This is a genomic window from Paenibacillus sp. J22TS3 (assembly GCF_018403205.1).
Taxonomy (GTDB): domain Bacteria; phylum Bacillota; class Bacilli; order Paenibacillales; family Paenibacillaceae; genus Fontibacillus; species Fontibacillus tuaregi.
Window position 1 is genome coordinate 108,091 of the sequence record NZ_BOSF01000004.1, and the last position, 17,517, is coordinate 125,607.

Here is a 17,517-nt window from a genome sequence, read left to right on the forward strand (position 1 = left end):
ACCGGAGGCTTCTCGCCTCCGGTTTCATCTATAGTTATGATTTTTTCTCAAAGCTGACTTCAGGTGTCGTCAATTTGTCGTAGAAGCCAACAACCTTGTCTTTATCTGCCGAGGCTCTGATCGCCATTGCAGAACGTGGATGCTCGTCCAGGGTCCCGGTGATCATGTAAGGGATCAAGTAACCCCATTCTTCTTTTTCACGCAGCGGAATAAGAAGGTTCTCAAGGACTTCCAGCACAGGGCGGAGTTTATAATGGGTATTCTTCAGATGTGTAACGAGCAGTTCAGTCGGACAGTTCCCGGCGGCGCGGCCCATTCCATACACAGAAGCATCCAAGAACTCAACGCCGTTCTGGGCAGCCACCAAAGTATTAGAGAAAGCAAGCTGCATATTGTTATGGGTATGAACCCCAAGCTTCTTGGTCGGGAGGTAGGTCTTGAATTTCTGTACGAGGTATTCCATATCCTTGTAATCAAGGCTTCCGTAAGAGTCTACGATGTAAACCACATCTACAACACTTTCATTAATCATCTCAAATGCTTCCATCAACTCATTCTCCATTACATTGGACAGGGCCATAATGTTCAGAGTCGTTTCGTATCCTCTGTCATGGAAGGTCTGTACAAGCTGAAGCGCTTTGTCCACGTCTTTAATGTAACAAGCCACACGGATCAGGTCCAGCATGCTCTCCGAGCGCGGCAAAATATCATTCTCATCCACACGGCCGATATCCACCAGTGCAGACAGCTTGGTTGTACCTTTTTGCGGGATCACTTCCCGAAGGAACTCGTCGTTCAGGAAACGCCAAGGACCTGCCGAATCTGCGCCTGTCAATAATTTAGGCGAGTTTTTATATCCAATTTCCATATAGTCAACGCCAGCTTCATTCAGCCCCTTGTACAGCTGCTGAACAAACTCAACACTGAAATCCCAGTTGTTCACGAGACCGCCGTCTCTAATTGTGCAATCGACAATTTTACAATGATTCGTCTTCATCCGCAAAGTTACCTTCTCTCATCTGTTTTACTATTCATCTTACTTGAAGCCAAAAGCAAATGTAAAGGCAATATCCAAGATATTTAGAGCAAATGAACAACATTTCCCACTTCTGGACTTGGATAAACGCTTTAAATCCCTAAAATGTCCAAATGAGCATAAGAAAAAGCACCTTTGGGTGCTCATCTTGACAGCATTTTGCATAGGATGTTCATGTTATTACTCAGCTTTAAACCTGCCGCTTAATGGAAGCGATACCATAAAAACCGTGCCCTCTCCCTTCATGCTATCGACCGAGATGGTTCCGCCATGGTTTTTAATAATTTTGTAGCTGACGGACAGTCCAAGGCCTGTGCCTTTCTCCTTGGTTGTAAAGAAAGGATCAAAGAGCCGGGTTAGCAGGGTCTTGTCCATTCCGTTACCGTTGTCCTTAATAGAAATGTTCACATAGTTTCCTTCCTGCTTTGCACCTATTTCAATCATTCCCGCATGATCGCCTTCAACCTCTTCGATAGCGTCCATGGCGTTCTTGATAATATTTAAAATAACCTGCTTGATCTGTTTAACATCAATAGAGACAAACAGCTCTTCGCTGATATGATGAAGCCGCATTTCACAGCCCATCATCAAAGCCTCACTTTCTGTAAGCAGCAGTGTATCCTTTAATAAGGAAGATACACAGACAACCGTCTTCTGGGGGGCGGAAGGCTTAGAGGAGTTAAGAAATTCATGTATGATGTCGTTCGCCCGGTCAATCTCCATCAATATAATGCGGGCATATTCATCCTTGCCCAGTTGGAGAAGATGAGGACGCAGAAGCTGAATAAAACCGCGTATAGCTGTAAGAGGATTACGAATTTCATGAGCGATTGCAGCCGAAATCTTCCCAAGCATGGCCAGCTTGTCATTCTGATAAGCCGTCTGCTCGATTTGCTTGTAATCGGAAACGTCCTTCACACTGAGGAGAAAATCCCCATCCATTTGATCGCCATAGGTAACCGTAATGAGCCAGTGGCGTCCATATTCATCAATCAATTCGTGATACTTGCGCCGGTGAAATATCGTCTCTCTGTAGATTCTGACGATCTTCTTCTGCTTAAACCTGCTTAAGTAAGGATGACGCAGAAGCTGAAGCAGATTGCAGCCAATCAGAGACTGACGGGGAAGCTCAAGCAGCTTAGCCATTTGAACATTAATGAATGTTAAGACACCCTCGCTGTCGAACAAGAGAATACCACTGTCAAGATGCTGCAGTACGTTCTCATACTTGTTTTTGACAAGCTCTGTTGATTGAAATGCCTGAACGGATTGAAGCAAAGTTTCTTGAAACTCACTCAACAAGTTGATCCCCCCTTTTCTGACTAATGATGTACCTGCCTATCCGACAATATTCCATCATCCATATGGAATGAACTTAACGATGCCTGATTCTCATGTGCTGTGATTGGAAGCTGAAGGCTATGTAGTCCATATGTTATTCAATCCATATTGCGAAAGAAGTTAGAACTTGAGTTCTGCCGCCAGGGCTCTCTCGGCCCATTCAATCTTAAGCTTGTACAGCTTGGAAAAACTTAGAAATCCGCTATATTTATCATATTAACTAAGTCAAAACTCGTCAATCAGAAAAAGTGTCGAAAAAGGTGGGATATGCGCAAATTGAGCCATTTTCAAAAAAAAGAAATAAGACCCTCGCTTAATTGAGTGAATGAAGCCAAAAAAACTCGAACCAAAAAGGCCCGAGTTTCTAAAATTTTATTATATATCTATTTATCAGGGCCATTACCTGAAGCTATCTGGTGCTGCCCTTGCTTTTTTTATTCAGCAGCTTGGTCCGTCTTTGACTCATAACCGCAAGCCGCTTCTTCAATTCGCTTTCCCACTTCTCATCCTGGATCTGCTTCGCCACCGTCAATAAGTCCAGGGACATATCAATCTGGCTCTGCACAATATCAAGCGGGTCCTCGCTCTCATAATTGACACAGTTTCCGAAGATCGTTTCCTCATCTTCCATCACAAAATCCTGGAAATCAACTTCGGCTGCCCCATCATCATGCGCATATTCAGCCAGAATCTCATACTCGTTCTCTACTTTATAATGAACCTCCACCCGGTGGCAGACCGGACAGAAGAGCAGGGGAACATTATGGACTTGCGTACGATAATGTTTCAATGTACCTTTCGTTCCAACCATACTCGCTCCACAGCAAAAACTCATTCCCCTTCACCTTCCTTAATTAGGTTCAATTATGAAGCGCTTCATTCATTTTGGATTCCTATAACGTATTCGGTAACTGGATTGTAAATTCCTCTTCCTACTGAGAAAATCTAGAATATTGAGGAAATAGTCCCGGTATATGGGATAAAAAGCCCCCTGGCTGGCGCTAAAGCACCATAAGGGGGCCTTCTCATAACATGTCCAAATCTAAAAAATTAAACGTTCAGGTTTTTGTCGCCTGGTTTCCAGTTCATCGCACACAATCCGCCGGATTGCAGAGCTTGAAGCACACGAAGTGTCTCATCAACACTGCGTCCCACATCGTTGTGGTTAACCACTTGGTACTTCAGTTCGCCTTCTGGATCGATGATGAACAAGCCGCGAAGCGCTACGCCTTCTTCTTCGATCAGAATACCATAATCACGGGCAACACTCTTCGTAATATCAGCAGCAAGCGGGAAGTTCAATTGTCCCAGACCGTTGCTGTCCTTAGGTGTGTTGATCCAAGCTTTATGGCTGTGCACAGAGTCTGTGCTGGCACCAAGAACTTCTGTATCCAATGCTTTGAACTGCTCATAAGCTTCGCTCAAAGCTGTGATTTCAGTCGGACATACAAATGTGAAATCGAGTGGATAGAAGAAGAATACCAACCATTTACCGCGGTAATCCGTCAATTTTGCACGACTAAATTCTTTACCGTCTCCTGTTACGATTTCAAGATCAAAATCCGGAGCGGGTTTACCTACCAAACGTTCTGCCATGATTAAAATCCTCCTTTAAAATATGTAAGAAAACAAGCCGAAGCTGTTCTCCCTATGAACTATTGCAATTCCAAATCTACATTACAAATGGTATCATCCGAAAAATGCAAAGTCAAGATTAGAAGGATTTCTTTTTTATAATTATTATAAACAAAGTCAATTTAGCGAACTTTTCACTGATTATTTCTTCATTGCCGCAACGATCAAATCGCCCATTGCCGTTGTGCTGATCGCCTGACTCTTGTCTACGGCAATATCTCCAGTACGGTGTCCTGCATCCAGCACCTCTGCAACCGCCGCTTCAATCGCGTCTGCCGCGTCGGCATAACCAAAGGTTAAGCGGAACATCAAGGCAACAGAGAGGATCGTAGCTATCGGGTTGGCCACATTCTGTCCGGCAATGTCAGGCGCTGAGCCGTGAACCGGTTCGTACAAACCGAAGCTGCCTTCCCCCATCGAAGCTGAGGATAGCATTCCGATGGACCCGGTCAGCATCGCGGCTTCGTCACTGAGAATATCTCCGAACATGTTCTCGGTGACAATAACGTCAAAGCTTGACGGACGTCTGAGCAGCTGCATCGCACAGTTGTCAACAAGCACATGCTCCAGTTCCACATCCGGATAATCCGGAGCTACACGGATTACAACTTCGCGCCATAAACGAGAGGTTTCAAGTACGTTGGCTTTGTCCACTGAAGCCAGCTTTTTGCGGCGCTTCTGGGCGATTTCGAAAGCCTGCCGCACAATACGCTCCACTTCAGAGACATTATAAGCGCAGGTATCCACAGCTTCCTGACCGTTCTCAGTTTCACGGCGGAACTTCTCACCGAAGTAAATCCCGCCAGTCAGTTCACGGACAACCATTAAATCCGTACCTTCAAGAACTTCAGGCTTCAAGGTGGAAGCATCCTTCAGGCAGTCGAACACGACTGCTGGACGCAGATTGGAGAACAGACCAAGCGCCTTGCGAATGCCCAGCAATCCTGTCTCAGGGCGAAGCTCCTTCGGATTAGAATCCCACTTCGGTCCACCTACCGCACCAAGCAGTACCGCATCTGCGGATTTGCATATTTCCAGCGTTTCCTGTGGCAGCGGAGTCCCTTTCTCATCAATGGCAATTCCTCCGAACAGCGCATGTTCAGTTTCGAATTGATATCCGAACAGCTCCTCCGTACGCTTTAACACTTTTTCCGCTTCCGCCACAACCTCAGGTCCGATGCCGTCCCCAGCAATAACCGCAATTTTTTTTACATCTGCCATAATTGTACACTCCTTTTTTATCTGCTTCAGTCCAATTTACATTCTCATTCTGTTGTAACATATCCGGCATGGTTAGACTAAGATATAGAATCTATGAACTCAATAGGTTATGGCTATAAGCCTGGCAGGGCGATATAGAAAAGAGACCCTGTACGGCAGATCAACTGCCTTCAGAGTCTCCGGATATTTTACAGTATCACTTTAATATTATTTCTTGATCCAATGCATCAGACCGCGAAGTTCCGCACCCACAACTTCAATCGGATGATTCGCCTCATTGCGGCGGGTAGCTGTAAGGAATGCACGGTTAGATTGGTTCTCAAGGATAAAGTCGCGTGCAAATTTACCTTGTTGAATGTCAGAAAGTACGGCTTTCATGGCTTTCTTCGTCTCTTCAGTCACAACGCGAGGACCTGTTACATAATCACCGTATTCCGCTGTGTTGGAGATCGAGTCGCGCATAGTTGCAAGTCCACCTTCATAGATCAGGTCAACAATCAGCTTGAGTTCATGAAGGCACTCGAAGTAAGCCATTTCAGGGGCATATCCAGCTTCAGTCAAAGTTTCGAAGCCTGCTTTGATCAAGGCACTTACACCACCGCAAAGAACAGCCTGTTCACCGAACAAATCGGTTTCAGTTTCTTCACGGAACGAAGTTTCGATAACCCCTGCGCGGGTACAGCCGATGCCTTTCGCATAAGCGAGTCCGATTTCTTTGGCTTGTCCAGTTGCATCCTGATGAACCGCGATAAGTCCAGGCACACCAAAGCCATCTACATAAGTGCGGCGAACCATGTGGCCTGGGGATTTAGGTGCCACAAGCAGAACATCATTGTCTTTAGAAGGTACGATTTGACCGAAATGTACGTTAAATCCGTGTGCGAACAGAAGCGCTGCACCTTTTTTCAGGTTAGGAGCAATTTCGCTATTGTACACAGAAGCCTGTGTTTCATCCGGCATCAGAATTTGCACGACATCCGCACGGCGGGTTGCTTCAGCAACGGACAGTACTTCAAAACCGTCTTCTTTAGCTTTATCAAAAGACTTACCTTCACGAAGACCCACGACTACGTTCAATCCGCTTTCACGCAAGTTTTGCGCATGGGCATGCCCTTGGCTGCCGTATCCGATGATTGCAATGGTTTTCCCTTTCAACACACTAAGCTCTGCATCTTGTTCATAGTACAATGTTACTGCCATATTCGTTTGTCCTCCTAAAAATTTATTGGTCGATGCCCTGAAGATCGCAAGATGCCTCCAGATCACCGCCGAGTGTACTAACCCTCCACTTAATGAACGGGTGTTTCAAAGAATTACCGGCAGTGCCCTTTTGGTAGCTCTCTCAAACCCCCGCTCATTAGGGCGGGTCTATGACTATCGTTAAGGTTAATATGAATTACGCATTGCCGCGGGTCATTGCGGTTACCCCTGTCCGGGATAATTCGCGTATTCCGTACGGCTCAAGAAGTTGAATCATAGCATCAATCTTCTCGGTATCGCCCACTACCTGAACCATCAGGCTGTGGGTTCCGATATCTACAACCGCCGCACGGAAGGTCTCAACGAGACCCATAATTTCAGGCCGGTCAGAAGGCTCCGACTTCACCTTGATTAAGGCTAGTTCCCTGGCTACCATCGGTTTGGAACTCAAATTCACAACTTTAATAACATCAATCAGCTTGTAAAGCTGCTTCTCAATCTGTTCAAGGGTTTTATCGTCACCATGGGTTACGATGACCATGCGCGATAATCCTTTTTCTTCAGATTGGCCTACAGTAATGCTCTCAATATTGAAGCCCCTGCGTCCGAACAATCCCGATACCCGCTGCAGCACACCCGGCTGGTCATTCACTAATACCGCAATGGCATGATTCTTAGTCATCGTCATCATTCGCTATCCCCCATCAACATTTGATCAATGGCGGAACCCTGCGTAACCATCGGGTACACATTCTCCCCTTTGCGTACCACGAACTCAACCAATACCGGTCCTGGAGTCTCCAGGGCTTCCTGCCATACTTTCTTCGCGTCTTCCTTGTTCGTTGCCCGGAGCCCTTTTACTCCATAGGCTTCGGCAAGCTTCACAAAGTCAGGGCTTCCCTCAAGATCAATATGACTGTAACGATTCTCATAGATCAATTCCTGCCATTGGCGTACCATACCCAGTACCTGGTTATTGATAACTACAATTTTTACCGGGATATTGTTAATGGCACAGATGGCAAGCTCCTGGGAACACATCTGCATGCCGCCGTCGCCGTTGATCGAAATAACCAGGCGTTCAGGATGTGCCATTTGGGCCCCAATTGCTGAAGGGAATCCGAAGCCCATTGTTCCAAGTCCCCCTGAGGTGATCCAGGAACGCGGTTGATTGAACTTATAGTACTGGGCTGACCACATCTGATGCTGACCTACATCAGTCGTTACAATCGCTTGACCATGAGTCGTTTCGTTCAAATGCTCGATGACCCATTGCGGCTTGAGCTCTTCATCGGAATCAATGTATTTCAGAGGTTTCTCCAGCTTGCGCTTGGCGGTTAGCTCTCTCCAGGCATCCGCTTTCTCCGCATATACCGGATTCTGGTTCAGCAATTCAAGTACGGTCTTTGCATCTCCGACGATCGGAATATCCGTTGGCACGTTCTTGCCAATTTCAGCTGGATCAATGTCGATATGCACGATCTTGGCATGTGGTGCGAAACCGCCCAGTGCCCCGGTAACCCGGTCATCAAAGCGGGCGCCGATATTAATCAGCAGGTCCGATTCTTGAATCCCGTGGTTCGCCGTGTAGGTGCCGTGCATCCCCGGCATTCCCATCCAGAGCTCGTGTCCGCTTGGGAAGGCTCCAAGTCCAAGCAATGTGGTTGTAATTGGAATTCCTGTGTTATTCACGAATTCGTACAAGGCTTCATGCCCTCCGGAGTAGATTACACCGCCTCCGGCGAGAATGACTGGACGCTCCGCTTCGCGGATCGCAGCTTGGAGCTTCTCCAGCTGCAGACGATTTGGCGTTACTGTTGGGTTATAGCCGCGAAGCTCAAGAGCTTCGCCTGGCTTGAACAGTGTCTTGGCTGCCGAGACATCCTTCGGGATATCAATCAGCACCGGACCTTTGCGGCCTGTATTTGCAATGTGGAAGGCCTCATGGATAACCCGCGGCAGATCCTCCACATCTCTGACCAAGTAGCTGTGCTTCGTAATCGGCATGGTAATTCCCGTAATGTCCGCTTCCTGGAAAGCATCGGTTCCGATTAAGGTGGTGGCCACGTTTCCGGTGATGACAACCAGTGGAACGGAGTCCATATAAGCTGTGGCTATACCGGTTACCAGGTTGGTTGCCCCTGGTCCCGATGTAGCGATACAGACACCGACTTTCCCGCTTGCCCGGGCATAACCGTCAGCTGCATGAATCGCACCCTGCTCATGTCTTGTCAGCAAATGGTGGAAGTCCTTAAAGCCATATAGCGCATCGTAAATATATAACACGGCGCCGCCCGGATATCCGAAGACACATTCGACGCCCTCGAGCAGCAAGCTTCTGAGCAATATCTCCGAACCTGTAATGACTTCCGGTTTCATCCATTTCTCACGTAATTCATCTGTCGACCGCATCTCTGGAATTCGAGCGTTCATCAGTCATCCTCCTCTCAAAATTACCATCCAATCATTTCAAAACTTATACAACAAAAAAACCTTCCATCCCTCAAAACAGACTGCTGTTTTTGAGGGACGAAAGGTTATCGCTTCCGTGGTACCACCCATGTTCACCCGGATCTTCACAAATCCAGGCCTTGGCGGGTATAGGATTTCTCCCTACCCATGGTCCGTAACGTAGACCTTACGATTCTCCCTAATAACTTCTTCTTCACCACGCGCGTGGTTGTTTACCGGTAAGAAGAACTTTTCAGGAGAACAGCTCAGAGGTGAGCTCGTTATTAAGGGATAATGGTGGTGGTCTCAGCAAATCCATCCACTCTCTGATCAAAAGAGCCCCTAACACTTCGTCCTCATCATTGCCGATTGCGTTTCGCGTTTACCGCGTTAAAATGTTTAGAAACATTATATGACTCATCCCTGGCATAGTCAACACTTTTTCCAAAAGGGGCACTCTATGCCTTCGGAACCCCTTTTAGTCCTCCCCCATATGATAGAGTAGAACACTCGAAATTATGTACGGTGAGGAGGAGAATTTCAAGTGATCCGATATCGCAGACCAAAGCAGGACGATCCGGTCATATTCCGGCTCATCGAAAGCGAGCTTGTCCCTTATTCCCACTTATCTCCAGAGGGTCTCGAATCTGTAAGAAAAGACTTGCCAAAAAGGCTGACCCGCGGTGTAACCTTGGTGGTCTCGCCTTATTACGAGGCTGATCCTGTTGCCTTTGTGCATTTTATGATCCATGGGGAGCTTTTATACGTAGACATGATGGCCGTTGCTCCCGCGGAGCAGCGCAAGCGGTATGGCAAATCGCTGCTCGCTCAGGCTGAGGGATACGCCGCTTCACGCGGGTGCAAACGGGCCAAAGTCATGGTAGATGCCGGGAATGAACGAGCCATGCGCTTTTACCTCAAGGCCGGTTATGAAACTACACGGTTCATTCCCGTGTCACTCTGCTATGAAATGATCAAACGGCTTTAGGCTGAATTAGAAAATAAAAGGGTTGCCGTAACCGTAGCCCCCGTAAGGGTAAGGCCCATAACCGCCGTATCCATATCCTCCATACCCGCCATAGGCATAAGGTGCGGTTCCAATAGCAAGCAGATCAAACAAGGCTAATGGAATAATCGCTTTGGTGTGAACTGTTTTCCCTTTTCTCGGTGCCAAGATTAGTCTGCTGCCGCTAATTTTCACAAGCTTCCCTGTAACCATACTGCCATCCTTCTTATAAGCAACGATCGTTTTGCCCACCAGCTTCTGGGCTTCCTTCTTCATCGCGGATGTACTCATGTATTCCCCTCCTCCAAATGTCTTCCCCTAATCATATTCCAGGGTAGGTTAGACCGCCTGTACCTTTGTCTTGGAGAAAAAAAACAGGCACCCCGAAATGGGGCGCCTGTTCGTGTTCAAAGCGCAAACTTACGCGTTGATTTTTTCTTTAGCCACAGCAGCCAAAGAGTTGAATGCTGTAAGGTCATTCACAGCAAGGTCTGCAAGGATCTTACGGTTGATGTTCACATCAGCCAGTTTAAGACCGTGCATCAATTTGCTGTAAGACAGACCGTTCATGCGAGCAGCCGCGTTAATACGCACGATCCACAGTTTGCGGAAGTCGCGTTTCTTTTGACGACGGTCACGGTATGCATACAGGAATGATTTCATTACCTGTTCTTTAGCTGTTTTAAAAATACGGTGTTTCGAACCAAAATAGCCTTTAGCAAGCTTCAATACTTTTTTATGACGACGACGAACGACGAATCCGCCTTTTACTCTTGCCATATCAAATACCTCCCAGAAAAGTTGTTTACTACTTCAGATTAGCCAAACCTTGTTTCAAACGGTTAACGTCACCGGAATACATTACAGGACTGCCGGCCAATACACGTTTAGCGCGTTTGGACTTGTGCGAAAGCAAGTGATTGCGGTTTGCTTTGTAGCGTTTCACTTTACCGGTTCCAGTAATTTTGAAGCGGCCTTTAAGGCTGCTGTGAGTTTTCATTTTAGGCATGGTACTTCCCCCTTATAGGTTGTAAGCTTACGCTTAGTTTTTCGGTGCCAAAATCATGATCATGCTGCGGCCTTCCAATTTTGGCAGACGCTCAACGGTAGATAGCTCAGTAACTTCTTCCTTGACACGGTCCAAAATCTTCTTACCGATATCGGCATGGGTGATCTCACGGCCACGGAAACGCACAGAGCATTTCACTTTGTCGCCGTCTTTCAAAAATTTGATCACATTACGCAGCTTCGTCTGATAGTCGTGTTCCTCGATATTCGCACGGAACCAGACTTCTTTGATATCGACGATTTTCTGATTCTTACGAGCTTCTTTCTCTTTCTTCTGTGTTTCGTAACGGAACTTGCCGTAGTCCATAATCCGGCATACCGGAGGTTTGGCTGTCGGCGCCACATTTACCAAATCCAGATTCAGATCGATGGCCATCTGCAAAGCTTCACGAATCGGCTTGATTCCGATCTGTTCACCTTCCGCACCAACCAAACGAACTTCTTTCGCCCGTATTTCATCATTGATCAAATGTTCCTTACTGATAATTCTCCACCTCCAAATGGTCTGTTGCCATAATGTCTTGACCTGAAATAAGCAAATTAAAAGGGATACAGGTTATCACCCGCATCCCATATTGATCATCAATTCTTCATGAACATTCACATTCATAAATCATCGGATCAAAACCAGCCAACCGAAGTCAGTCAGGTGAGAAGCCAGGGCCTCTGCTTGCAATCCAAAAAGCTTGCTAACAGCAATACTTGATTAATATACCATACCCGTACTAACAGGTCAAGTCACTATCCAAATAAAAAACAGGGATAAATTATCCCTGTTTGCTCTGAACCTCTTCCAGACGCACAACCCGTGTATGCTCCGTATGGCTCCACTGTTTGTTGTTCTGTGTAAAGAACGCGTAGAACGTGATTGGCCACCAGGAAATCAGATAAATCGGGAAGAGCACCAAGTACATGTAAACTTTCTTGAAGGTAATCTTCTCCAAAATCATGGCAGACAAAAATAAAAACACGTTTGCGGCGATTGCCAACAGCGATACCCAGAATGGAAGGTAGCTGTACATTGTTGTGAAATGCGGCCCTTTAAACAAAGACTGATCCGCCCATACAAAAGCCGTGAGCAGGAATGTCAACAGCACGATATACACGTTAACAGCATAAAGCGCCATGTCGAACTTGGTCATGCTTCTTTCCTTGATGCTCTTCCACAGCATCGGGAAGAAATAACGGCGGGCAACCGTGAAGTGGCCCTGCATCCAGCGCAGACGTTGGCGTGCGGAGGCCTTGAACGTCAGCGGCTTCTCATCGAACAGCTTGGCGTCATAGTTGAACACTGGATAAATCCCTCTGCTTGCACAGCGCATCGTGAACTCCAAGTCCTCAACCAGGCTTGTTGCTCCCCAACCGATCTCTTTAAGCAGCTCCGTTTCGAAACACATTCCGGTTCCGCCCAGGAAGTTAGCCATTCCCAAATTGTGGCGCGGAAGCTGCCACAACCGGTTAACATACCAATAGGATACACCGTAAGCCGCGGTAACCCAGGAATCCTCTGGATTCTTGGTGTCGATATAACCTTGGATGACGCGGGCACCGGAGCAAAGATCGTTATTCATTTCGTTCAGGAAGTCAGGATGGGCCAGATTGTCCGCATCAAACATTACAACAGCGTCGTATTGTCGCGGCATCTTCCACAGTTCCTTCAGCATCCATTCAATCGCGTACCCTTTCCCCCGAAGATTCGGGTTGGTACGCACACAAGCGTTCATATTGTGACTGCGGACAATATTAGCCGTGCCGTCCGTACAGTTGTCACAAATGACGAACACATCATACAGCTCTTTCGGATAATTAAGCAGCTTGAGGTTCTCCATAAGCGCTCCGACAACCTGCTCCTCATTATGTGCCGCAACCAGTACGGCGAAGGATTTGGTTGGAGGAAACTGCTGCTTTTTCTTTTTCTTGTACATGCCAAACAAAGAGAACACGAATTGATACACACCAATGACTGCAAGAATAATCTGCAGTGCAACAAGAATGGCATCCAACATGATTCCCTGGTACCCCCCTTTTAACCCTCATGAAATTAAACTACGTTTTCTCTCTACATTTCTTTTGTTATTCGCAGTTTTTCTAATGACCCTTTAAATATTCAACTGGTAACTAAAAGCCCGGTCCATTTGTTCATGGTTATTTATTCTATTCTGGAACAAATAGTCAGACATAAAGATTCTCTACGAATTCACGCCATTTGTCAAAAGGCTAATTTCACTTCTTCCGTTAAATTTTGCCCAAAAGAATGAATATATTAGGGTACAGATGTACCTCGTCCTCGATTTCATAGCGGTTAGGTCTTATTTTCATCCGTTTTCCCGTTTTTTATTTCCCTAAAGCCCCCCTTTGCTAAAATAATCGTAAAATACAAGGTTATATTAAAACAAACGAGAAAAAGCAGGGAAAAGTTTACGGAAATCCTGTTAACTTTTTAAACTTTTTTGATATCATTTGAATCATTGTAGTTGGTTAATACCCCATAAGTCAAAAAAAGGCCATAATGGAACAGAAAATAAACAAACTAAACTTGAAATGACCGCAGAATAAAAATATGATTATTCTATCCTGAAAATAACGGCAATCTGCTGCTTCGGGTTGTTCAGACCAGCTTCCGCTGGTTATATGGATTAGAAATTCCATAAGTATAAGAAAGCTTTGGGCTGTTAATTAACAAGCCCATCCAAGCGGAGGGATTGTATGCAGCGATTTCTTATGAAAATGAAGCACCTCGATCAGCGGTTATTTGTCGGAATTAATACTGGTCTGCATGGAAGCTTCCTTAATTTCTGGTTATATTATCTGACTCATCTGGGCGGAGCCACCTTCACCATTTCGGCAACGGTGCTGCTGTGGATCTTCGCTCCCGATCCTTGGAAGCACACGGCACTCATCGCCGCTGTATCCTTGGCGGTCAGTCATATTCCAGTAGCCATAGCTAAAAAGACTTATCCAAGGGTAAGGCCCTATTTGACCCTTCCCGGTACCCATACGTTTCGTGATCCGCTTACGGACCACTCATTCCCATCAGGCCATACAACAGCTATTTTCTCGGTTACCATGCCATTTATGATCATGGAGCCCATGTCGGCCTTTTTCCTGGCTCCTATTGCTATGCTGGTAGGCCTGTCCCGGATTTATCTGGGTCTACACTACCCTTCCGACGTATTGGCCGGAGCTGTAATCGGGACTGGGGTCGCATTTGGGACGGTTGCATTATGGCCGTAAAGGGGATATTGTTAAGTTAATGGTAAAACCTTGCAGGAAAAGGTGAAACTAACGTGCAAAAACAAAGAGTACTGCTTTTATCCGAAGGGTTTGGCGCGGGTCATACACAAGCTGCCTATGCGCTCTCAAGCAGTCTGCGCAAAGTATCGCCTCATGTGCAGACCAAGGTGCTGGAGCTTGGAAGCTTTCTGAACCCCAGAATGGCTCCATTAATTATCACGGCGTATAAGAAGACACTGAGTTCCCAGCCACGGCTGGTCCGGATGATGTACCGGAGCAATTATAAGAAATCATTGAACCGATTGACGACGCTCGCACTGCATCGGATATTTTATACCCATACGACAGAGCTAATCCGGCAGATCCATCCCAATGTGATCGTCTGCACGCATCCGATTCCAAGCGCAGTAATCTCACGCATGAAACGCCTTGGCCTGGATGTTCCCCTGTGCACTGTAATTACTGATTACGATGCTCACGGGACCTGGGTCAGCCGTGAAGTGGACTGTTATCTGGTATCGACAAGCCAGGTGAAGGACAGGCTCCTGGAACGCGGAGTGGATGAATCCAAAATCCGGATCACCGGAATTCCTGTACACCCGAGCTTCTGGGAACGCCATCACAGCAAGGAGGATATCCGGGCCAGATTCGGACTCACAGGCATGCCAACGGTCCTTGTGATGGGTGGAGGCTGGGGTTTTATGAAGGATGAGGCGGTCAATACGCTTCTCGCCAGCTACCGTGAGCAGATTCAGCTTATTTTCTGTTTCGGAAGCAATAAGAAGTCCCTTCAGAAGATGCAGGAGGACCCCCGTTTCGATCATCCGAATATCCATCTCATGGGCTTTACTAAGGAAATTGACAAGCTGATGGAAGTCTCGGACCTGCTCATTACGAAGCCCGGCGGGATGACCTGCTCCGAGGGCTTGGCCAAAGGGATACCGATGCTGTTCCACAAGCCGCTGCCTGGTCAAGAGGAGGAGAATTCACAGTACTTCGCTTCTCAAGGCTGGGGGACGCCAATCACAGGACTTGAAGTGATTACAGATTGGGTGACCCAGCTTACCGAGCATTATGATGAGGTTCAGAAGAAACGCCAACAGGTTATCGAACAGATTAATTGTTATCATCCTATGCAAAGTGCACAAGCCATCATAGACTTGCTCGAACAAAAAGAAAGGGCTGTTCATTAGTCACATTGACTAAGAGCAGCCCTCTTCTTGTTGTTAACTTGTTTTAAAAGAGTTCCATCTTGTGTTCATGATAATTGCGGAGAGCCTCACTCCCCACCATAACCTCACAGCGGTAAATATTCATGCCTTGGGAGACAAACTTCGTCTCGTATTCGGTCATCACATGAGCCTCGTTAATTCCTTCCCGATGCAGGCTCAGGGAAATATTGCTCATCTGCAGCCCGGTTGCCGCAAATGAATTGAGTGAGAACTCAAACAGCGTAAGGGAATCCGTCTTGAAATGAATTTCCCCCTTCTCATTCAGTACCGTGCGATACTTATCAAGAAAACGCGGATGTGTCAGACGTCGGCGTCCGTGCCGTGATTTCGGCCATGGATCACTGAAATTCAAGTAAATCCGCTCCACCTCTCCGGGTGCAAAAAACTCCTCCAGGGATTCGATGTTCCCCAAAGCCAGCTTTACGTTGGACGGCTTCTCAACACCCTGCTCCATCCAAATCCCGCGCGCTTTCTCACTGGCCCGCCGGATCAATTCATCATACATATCCATCCCTATAAAATTGCAATCCGGATATTTCACACTCATTCCGCTGATAAATTGACCTTTTCCCATTCCAAGCTCAATATAAATCGGATGATCATTGCCGAACCATTCCGCCCAGCGACCTTTATATTCCCGGGGATCCAGGGTGATCATATCCTGTTGGGATTCGAGGTTCTCCCTGATTCCTTTTCTTCCGCGTAAACGCATCTCATTCCTCCGTCTTTATCCTGTGCCGCTCTATGGACACTGAACATTTGATACTCCTGCATTATTGTGCCTAAGATTGTCCCAAAAGTAAAGTCTATTCCGGGATGAAATGGAAGAAGGAATCTTCGTCCGCCGGAAACGGTCAAAGATTCCTTCTTCACTATATTTGGAATTGGGGTCCAACGATCCTTAAGATCCGCTTGCAGGCAGATCCACTGCATATCTAGGACTTTCATTATGAATCATAGTCCGTCAGCGCTTTGACACGATAAATCAATTACTGACTGATATTAAAATATCACAATAGCTAGATGAATTCAACAAACCACGGCCGAGTTCCCCTTTTTTTGTGTTTTTTGGTACAATGTAACCTAAGAAAAACAGCTTGCTGCCTAAAGCTTAATCCCAATTAACCAAAGGAGTTACCATGGGTATACAAATGCCGTCTCCCCCTGTTACATGGGGAGATAAAAGATTTCATACATGGAATACCGAAATGCGTGAGGTTTTCGAAGGAAAAGTGTTTAAAGTAATGCTGGATGCCGGCTTCACCTGTCCGAACCGGGACGGATCGATCGCCAAAGGCGGCTGCACCTTCTGCAGTGCCAGAGGTTCCGGCGATTTCGCCGGCAGCCGCCGGGATGATCTGGTTACGCAGTTCAATACGATCCGTGACAAACAGCATCTCAAATGGCCCAGCGCCAAATATATCGGTTACTTCCAAGCCTACACCAACACCTATGCTCCTGTAGAGGAGCTACGTGAGTATTACGAGGTCATCCTACAGCAGCCCGGGGTCGTGGGCTTGTCCATTGCCACGCGTCCTGACTGCCTGCCTGACGATGTCATTGAGTATCTGGCTGAATTGAACGAGAGGACCTACCTCTGGGTGGAAATGGGGCTTCAGACCATCCATGAGTCAACTTCAGAGCTAATTAACCGAGCCCATGATACGAAATGTTATTTAGAGGCGGTCGAGAAGCTGCGCAAACACAACATCCGGGTGTGCACCCATATTATCTATGGGCTTCCGCAGGAAACCCATGAGATGATGCTGGAGACCGGCCGTGCTGTGGCGAAGATGGATGTTCAGGGAATTAAGATCCATCTCCTTCATCTCATGCGGAAGACGCCGATGGTGAAGCAGTATGAGGCTGGTCTGCTGCGCTTTCTGGAACAGGACGAGTACGTCAAGCTGATCGCAGACACCCTCGAATTCCTGCCTCCCGAAATGATTGTTCACCGGCTCACTGGCGATGCGCCGCGGGATCTGCTGATTGGCCCGATGTGGAGCCTTAAGAAATGGGAAGTTCTGAATGCGATTGACCGTGAACTTAAGAACCGGGATTCCTGGCAGGGAAAATTCTGGAGGGGGAACTAA

At 46.9% G+C, this 17,517-nt stretch carries 18 protein-coding genes; 4 read left to right on the top strand and 14 right to left on the bottom strand.

From position 1 onward, the window contains the following. Positions 1-34 precede the first annotated feature (34 nt). The 8 genes from KJS63_RS13890 to ilvB form a co-directional block, all read right to left on the bottom strand. Complete coding sequence (locus tag KJS63_RS13890) at positions 35-997, bottom strand: aldolase catalytic domain-containing protein (RefSeq protein WP_068615593.1); 963 nt, start codon at positions 995-997, stop codon at positions 35-37. Between the two features lie 219 nt (positions 998-1,216). After that, the gene (locus KJS63_RS13895; protein ID WP_213619683.1) at positions 1,217-2,338 is read right to left on the bottom strand and encodes an ATP-binding protein; all 1,122 of its coding nucleotides are present in this window, start codon (positions 2,336-2,338) and stop codon (positions 1,217-1,219) included. A gap of 448 nt (positions 2,339-2,786) precedes the next feature. Next, positions 2,787-3,212, bottom strand: a complete 426-nt coding sequence (locus KJS63_RS13900) for a hypothetical protein (RefSeq protein ID WP_068615589.1) — start codon at positions 3,210-3,212, stop codon at positions 2,787-2,789. Between the two features lie 215 nt (positions 3,213-3,427). Further along, entirely contained in the window at positions 3,428-3,973 is a 546-nt protein-coding gene (locus tag KJS63_RS13905; protein WP_068615587.1) for a peroxiredoxin, read from the bottom strand. A 180-nt stretch (positions 3,974-4,153) separates the two neighbouring features. Then, positions 4,154-5,233, bottom strand: a complete 1,080-nt coding sequence (leuB, locus tag KJS63_RS13910; protein ID WP_068615585.1) for a 3-isopropylmalate dehydrogenase — start codon at positions 5,231-5,233, stop codon at positions 4,154-4,156. Positions 5,234-5,440: 207 nt separating this feature from the next. Further along, on the bottom strand, positions 5,441-6,433 hold the full coding sequence (gene ilvC, locus KJS63_RS13915) for a ketol-acid reductoisomerase (protein ID WP_068615583.1): 993 nt from the start codon (positions 6,431-6,433) through the stop codon (positions 5,441-5,443). Between the two features lie 196 nt (positions 6,434-6,629). Further along, positions 6,630-7,115 carry an acetolactate synthase small subunit gene (ilvN, locus tag KJS63_RS13920; protein ID WP_068622033.1) on the bottom strand — a complete coding sequence of 162 codons (486 nt, stop codon included), beginning with the start codon at positions 7,113-7,115 and terminating at the stop codon, positions 6,630-6,632. 5 nt (positions 7,116-7,120) lie between these two features. Then, positions 7,121-8,866: a biosynthetic-type acetolactate synthase large subunit gene (ilvB, locus tag KJS63_RS13925; RefSeq protein WP_213619684.1), complete on the bottom strand. Its 1,746-nt coding sequence runs from the start codon at positions 8,864-8,866 to the stop codon at positions 7,121-7,123. Positions 8,867-9,428: 562 nt separating this feature from the next. Here ilvB and KJS63_RS13930 point away from each other — a divergent pair. Next, positions 9,429-9,872: a GNAT family N-acetyltransferase gene (locus KJS63_RS13930; protein WP_068615579.1), complete on the top strand. Its 444-nt coding sequence runs from the start codon at positions 9,429-9,431 to the stop codon at positions 9,870-9,872. Positions 9,873-9,878: 6 nt separating this feature from the next. Here the strand turns inward: KJS63_RS13930 and KJS63_RS13935 are convergent, their stop codons facing one another. The 5 genes from KJS63_RS13935 to KJS63_RS13955 all read right to left on the bottom strand — a co-directional run bounded on the left by KJS63_RS13935 (position 9,879) and on the right by KJS63_RS13955 (position 12,964). After that, entirely contained in the window at positions 9,879-10,181 is a 303-nt protein-coding gene (locus tag KJS63_RS13935) for a hypothetical protein (RefSeq protein WP_068615577.1), read from the bottom strand. Between the two features lie 129 nt (positions 10,182-10,310). Further along, positions 10,311-10,670, bottom strand: a complete 360-nt coding sequence (gene rplT / locus KJS63_RS13940) for a 50S ribosomal protein L20 (protein WP_068615575.1) — start codon at positions 10,668-10,670, stop codon at positions 10,311-10,313. Between the two features lie 28 nt (positions 10,671-10,698). Then, the gene (gene rpmI / locus KJS63_RS13945) at positions 10,699-10,899 is read right to left on the bottom strand and encodes a 50S ribosomal protein L35 (protein WP_068615574.1); all 201 of its coding nucleotides are present in this window, start codon (positions 10,897-10,899) and stop codon (positions 10,699-10,701) included. 33 nt (positions 10,900-10,932) lie between these two features. Further along, positions 10,933-11,427, bottom strand: a complete 495-nt coding sequence (gene infC / locus KJS63_RS13950; protein WP_068615573.1) for a translation initiation factor IF-3 — start codon at positions 11,425-11,427, stop codon at positions 10,933-10,935. A gap of 298 nt (positions 11,428-11,725) precedes the next feature. Beyond that, complete coding sequence (locus KJS63_RS13955; RefSeq protein ID WP_068615568.1) at positions 11,726-12,964, bottom strand: glycosyltransferase family 2 protein; 1,239 nt, start codon at positions 12,962-12,964, stop codon at positions 11,726-11,728. A gap of 700 nt (positions 12,965-13,664) precedes the next feature. On the opposite strand from KJS63_RS13955, the gene KJS63_RS13960 reads away from it, so the two are divergent. Both KJS63_RS13960 and KJS63_RS13965 read left to right on the top strand, forming a co-directional pair. After that, positions 13,665-14,192: a phosphatase PAP2 family protein gene (locus KJS63_RS13960; RefSeq protein ID WP_213619685.1), complete on the top strand. Its 528-nt coding sequence runs from the start codon at positions 13,665-13,667 to the stop codon at positions 14,190-14,192. A 53-nt stretch (positions 14,193-14,245) separates the two neighbouring features. After that, positions 14,246-15,385 (top strand): MGDG synthase family glycosyltransferase, encoded by a 1,140-nt coding sequence (locus KJS63_RS13965; protein ID WP_068615566.1) that lies wholly within the window; start codon positions 14,246-14,248, stop codon positions 15,383-15,385. A gap of 43 nt (positions 15,386-15,428) precedes the next feature. Here the strand turns inward: KJS63_RS13965 and trmB are convergent, their stop codons facing one another. Further along, on the bottom strand, positions 15,429-16,136 hold the full coding sequence (trmB, locus tag KJS63_RS13970; protein WP_213619686.1) for a tRNA (guanosine(46)-N7)-methyltransferase TrmB: 708 nt from the start codon (positions 16,134-16,136) through the stop codon (positions 15,429-15,431). Between the two features lie 427 nt (positions 16,137-16,563). On the opposite strand from trmB, the gene mnmL reads away from it, so the two are divergent. Continuing rightward, complete coding sequence (mnmL, locus tag KJS63_RS13975) at positions 16,564-17,517, top strand: tRNA modification radical SAM protein MnmL/YtqA (protein WP_213619687.1); 954 nt, start codon at positions 16,564-16,566, stop codon at positions 17,515-17,517.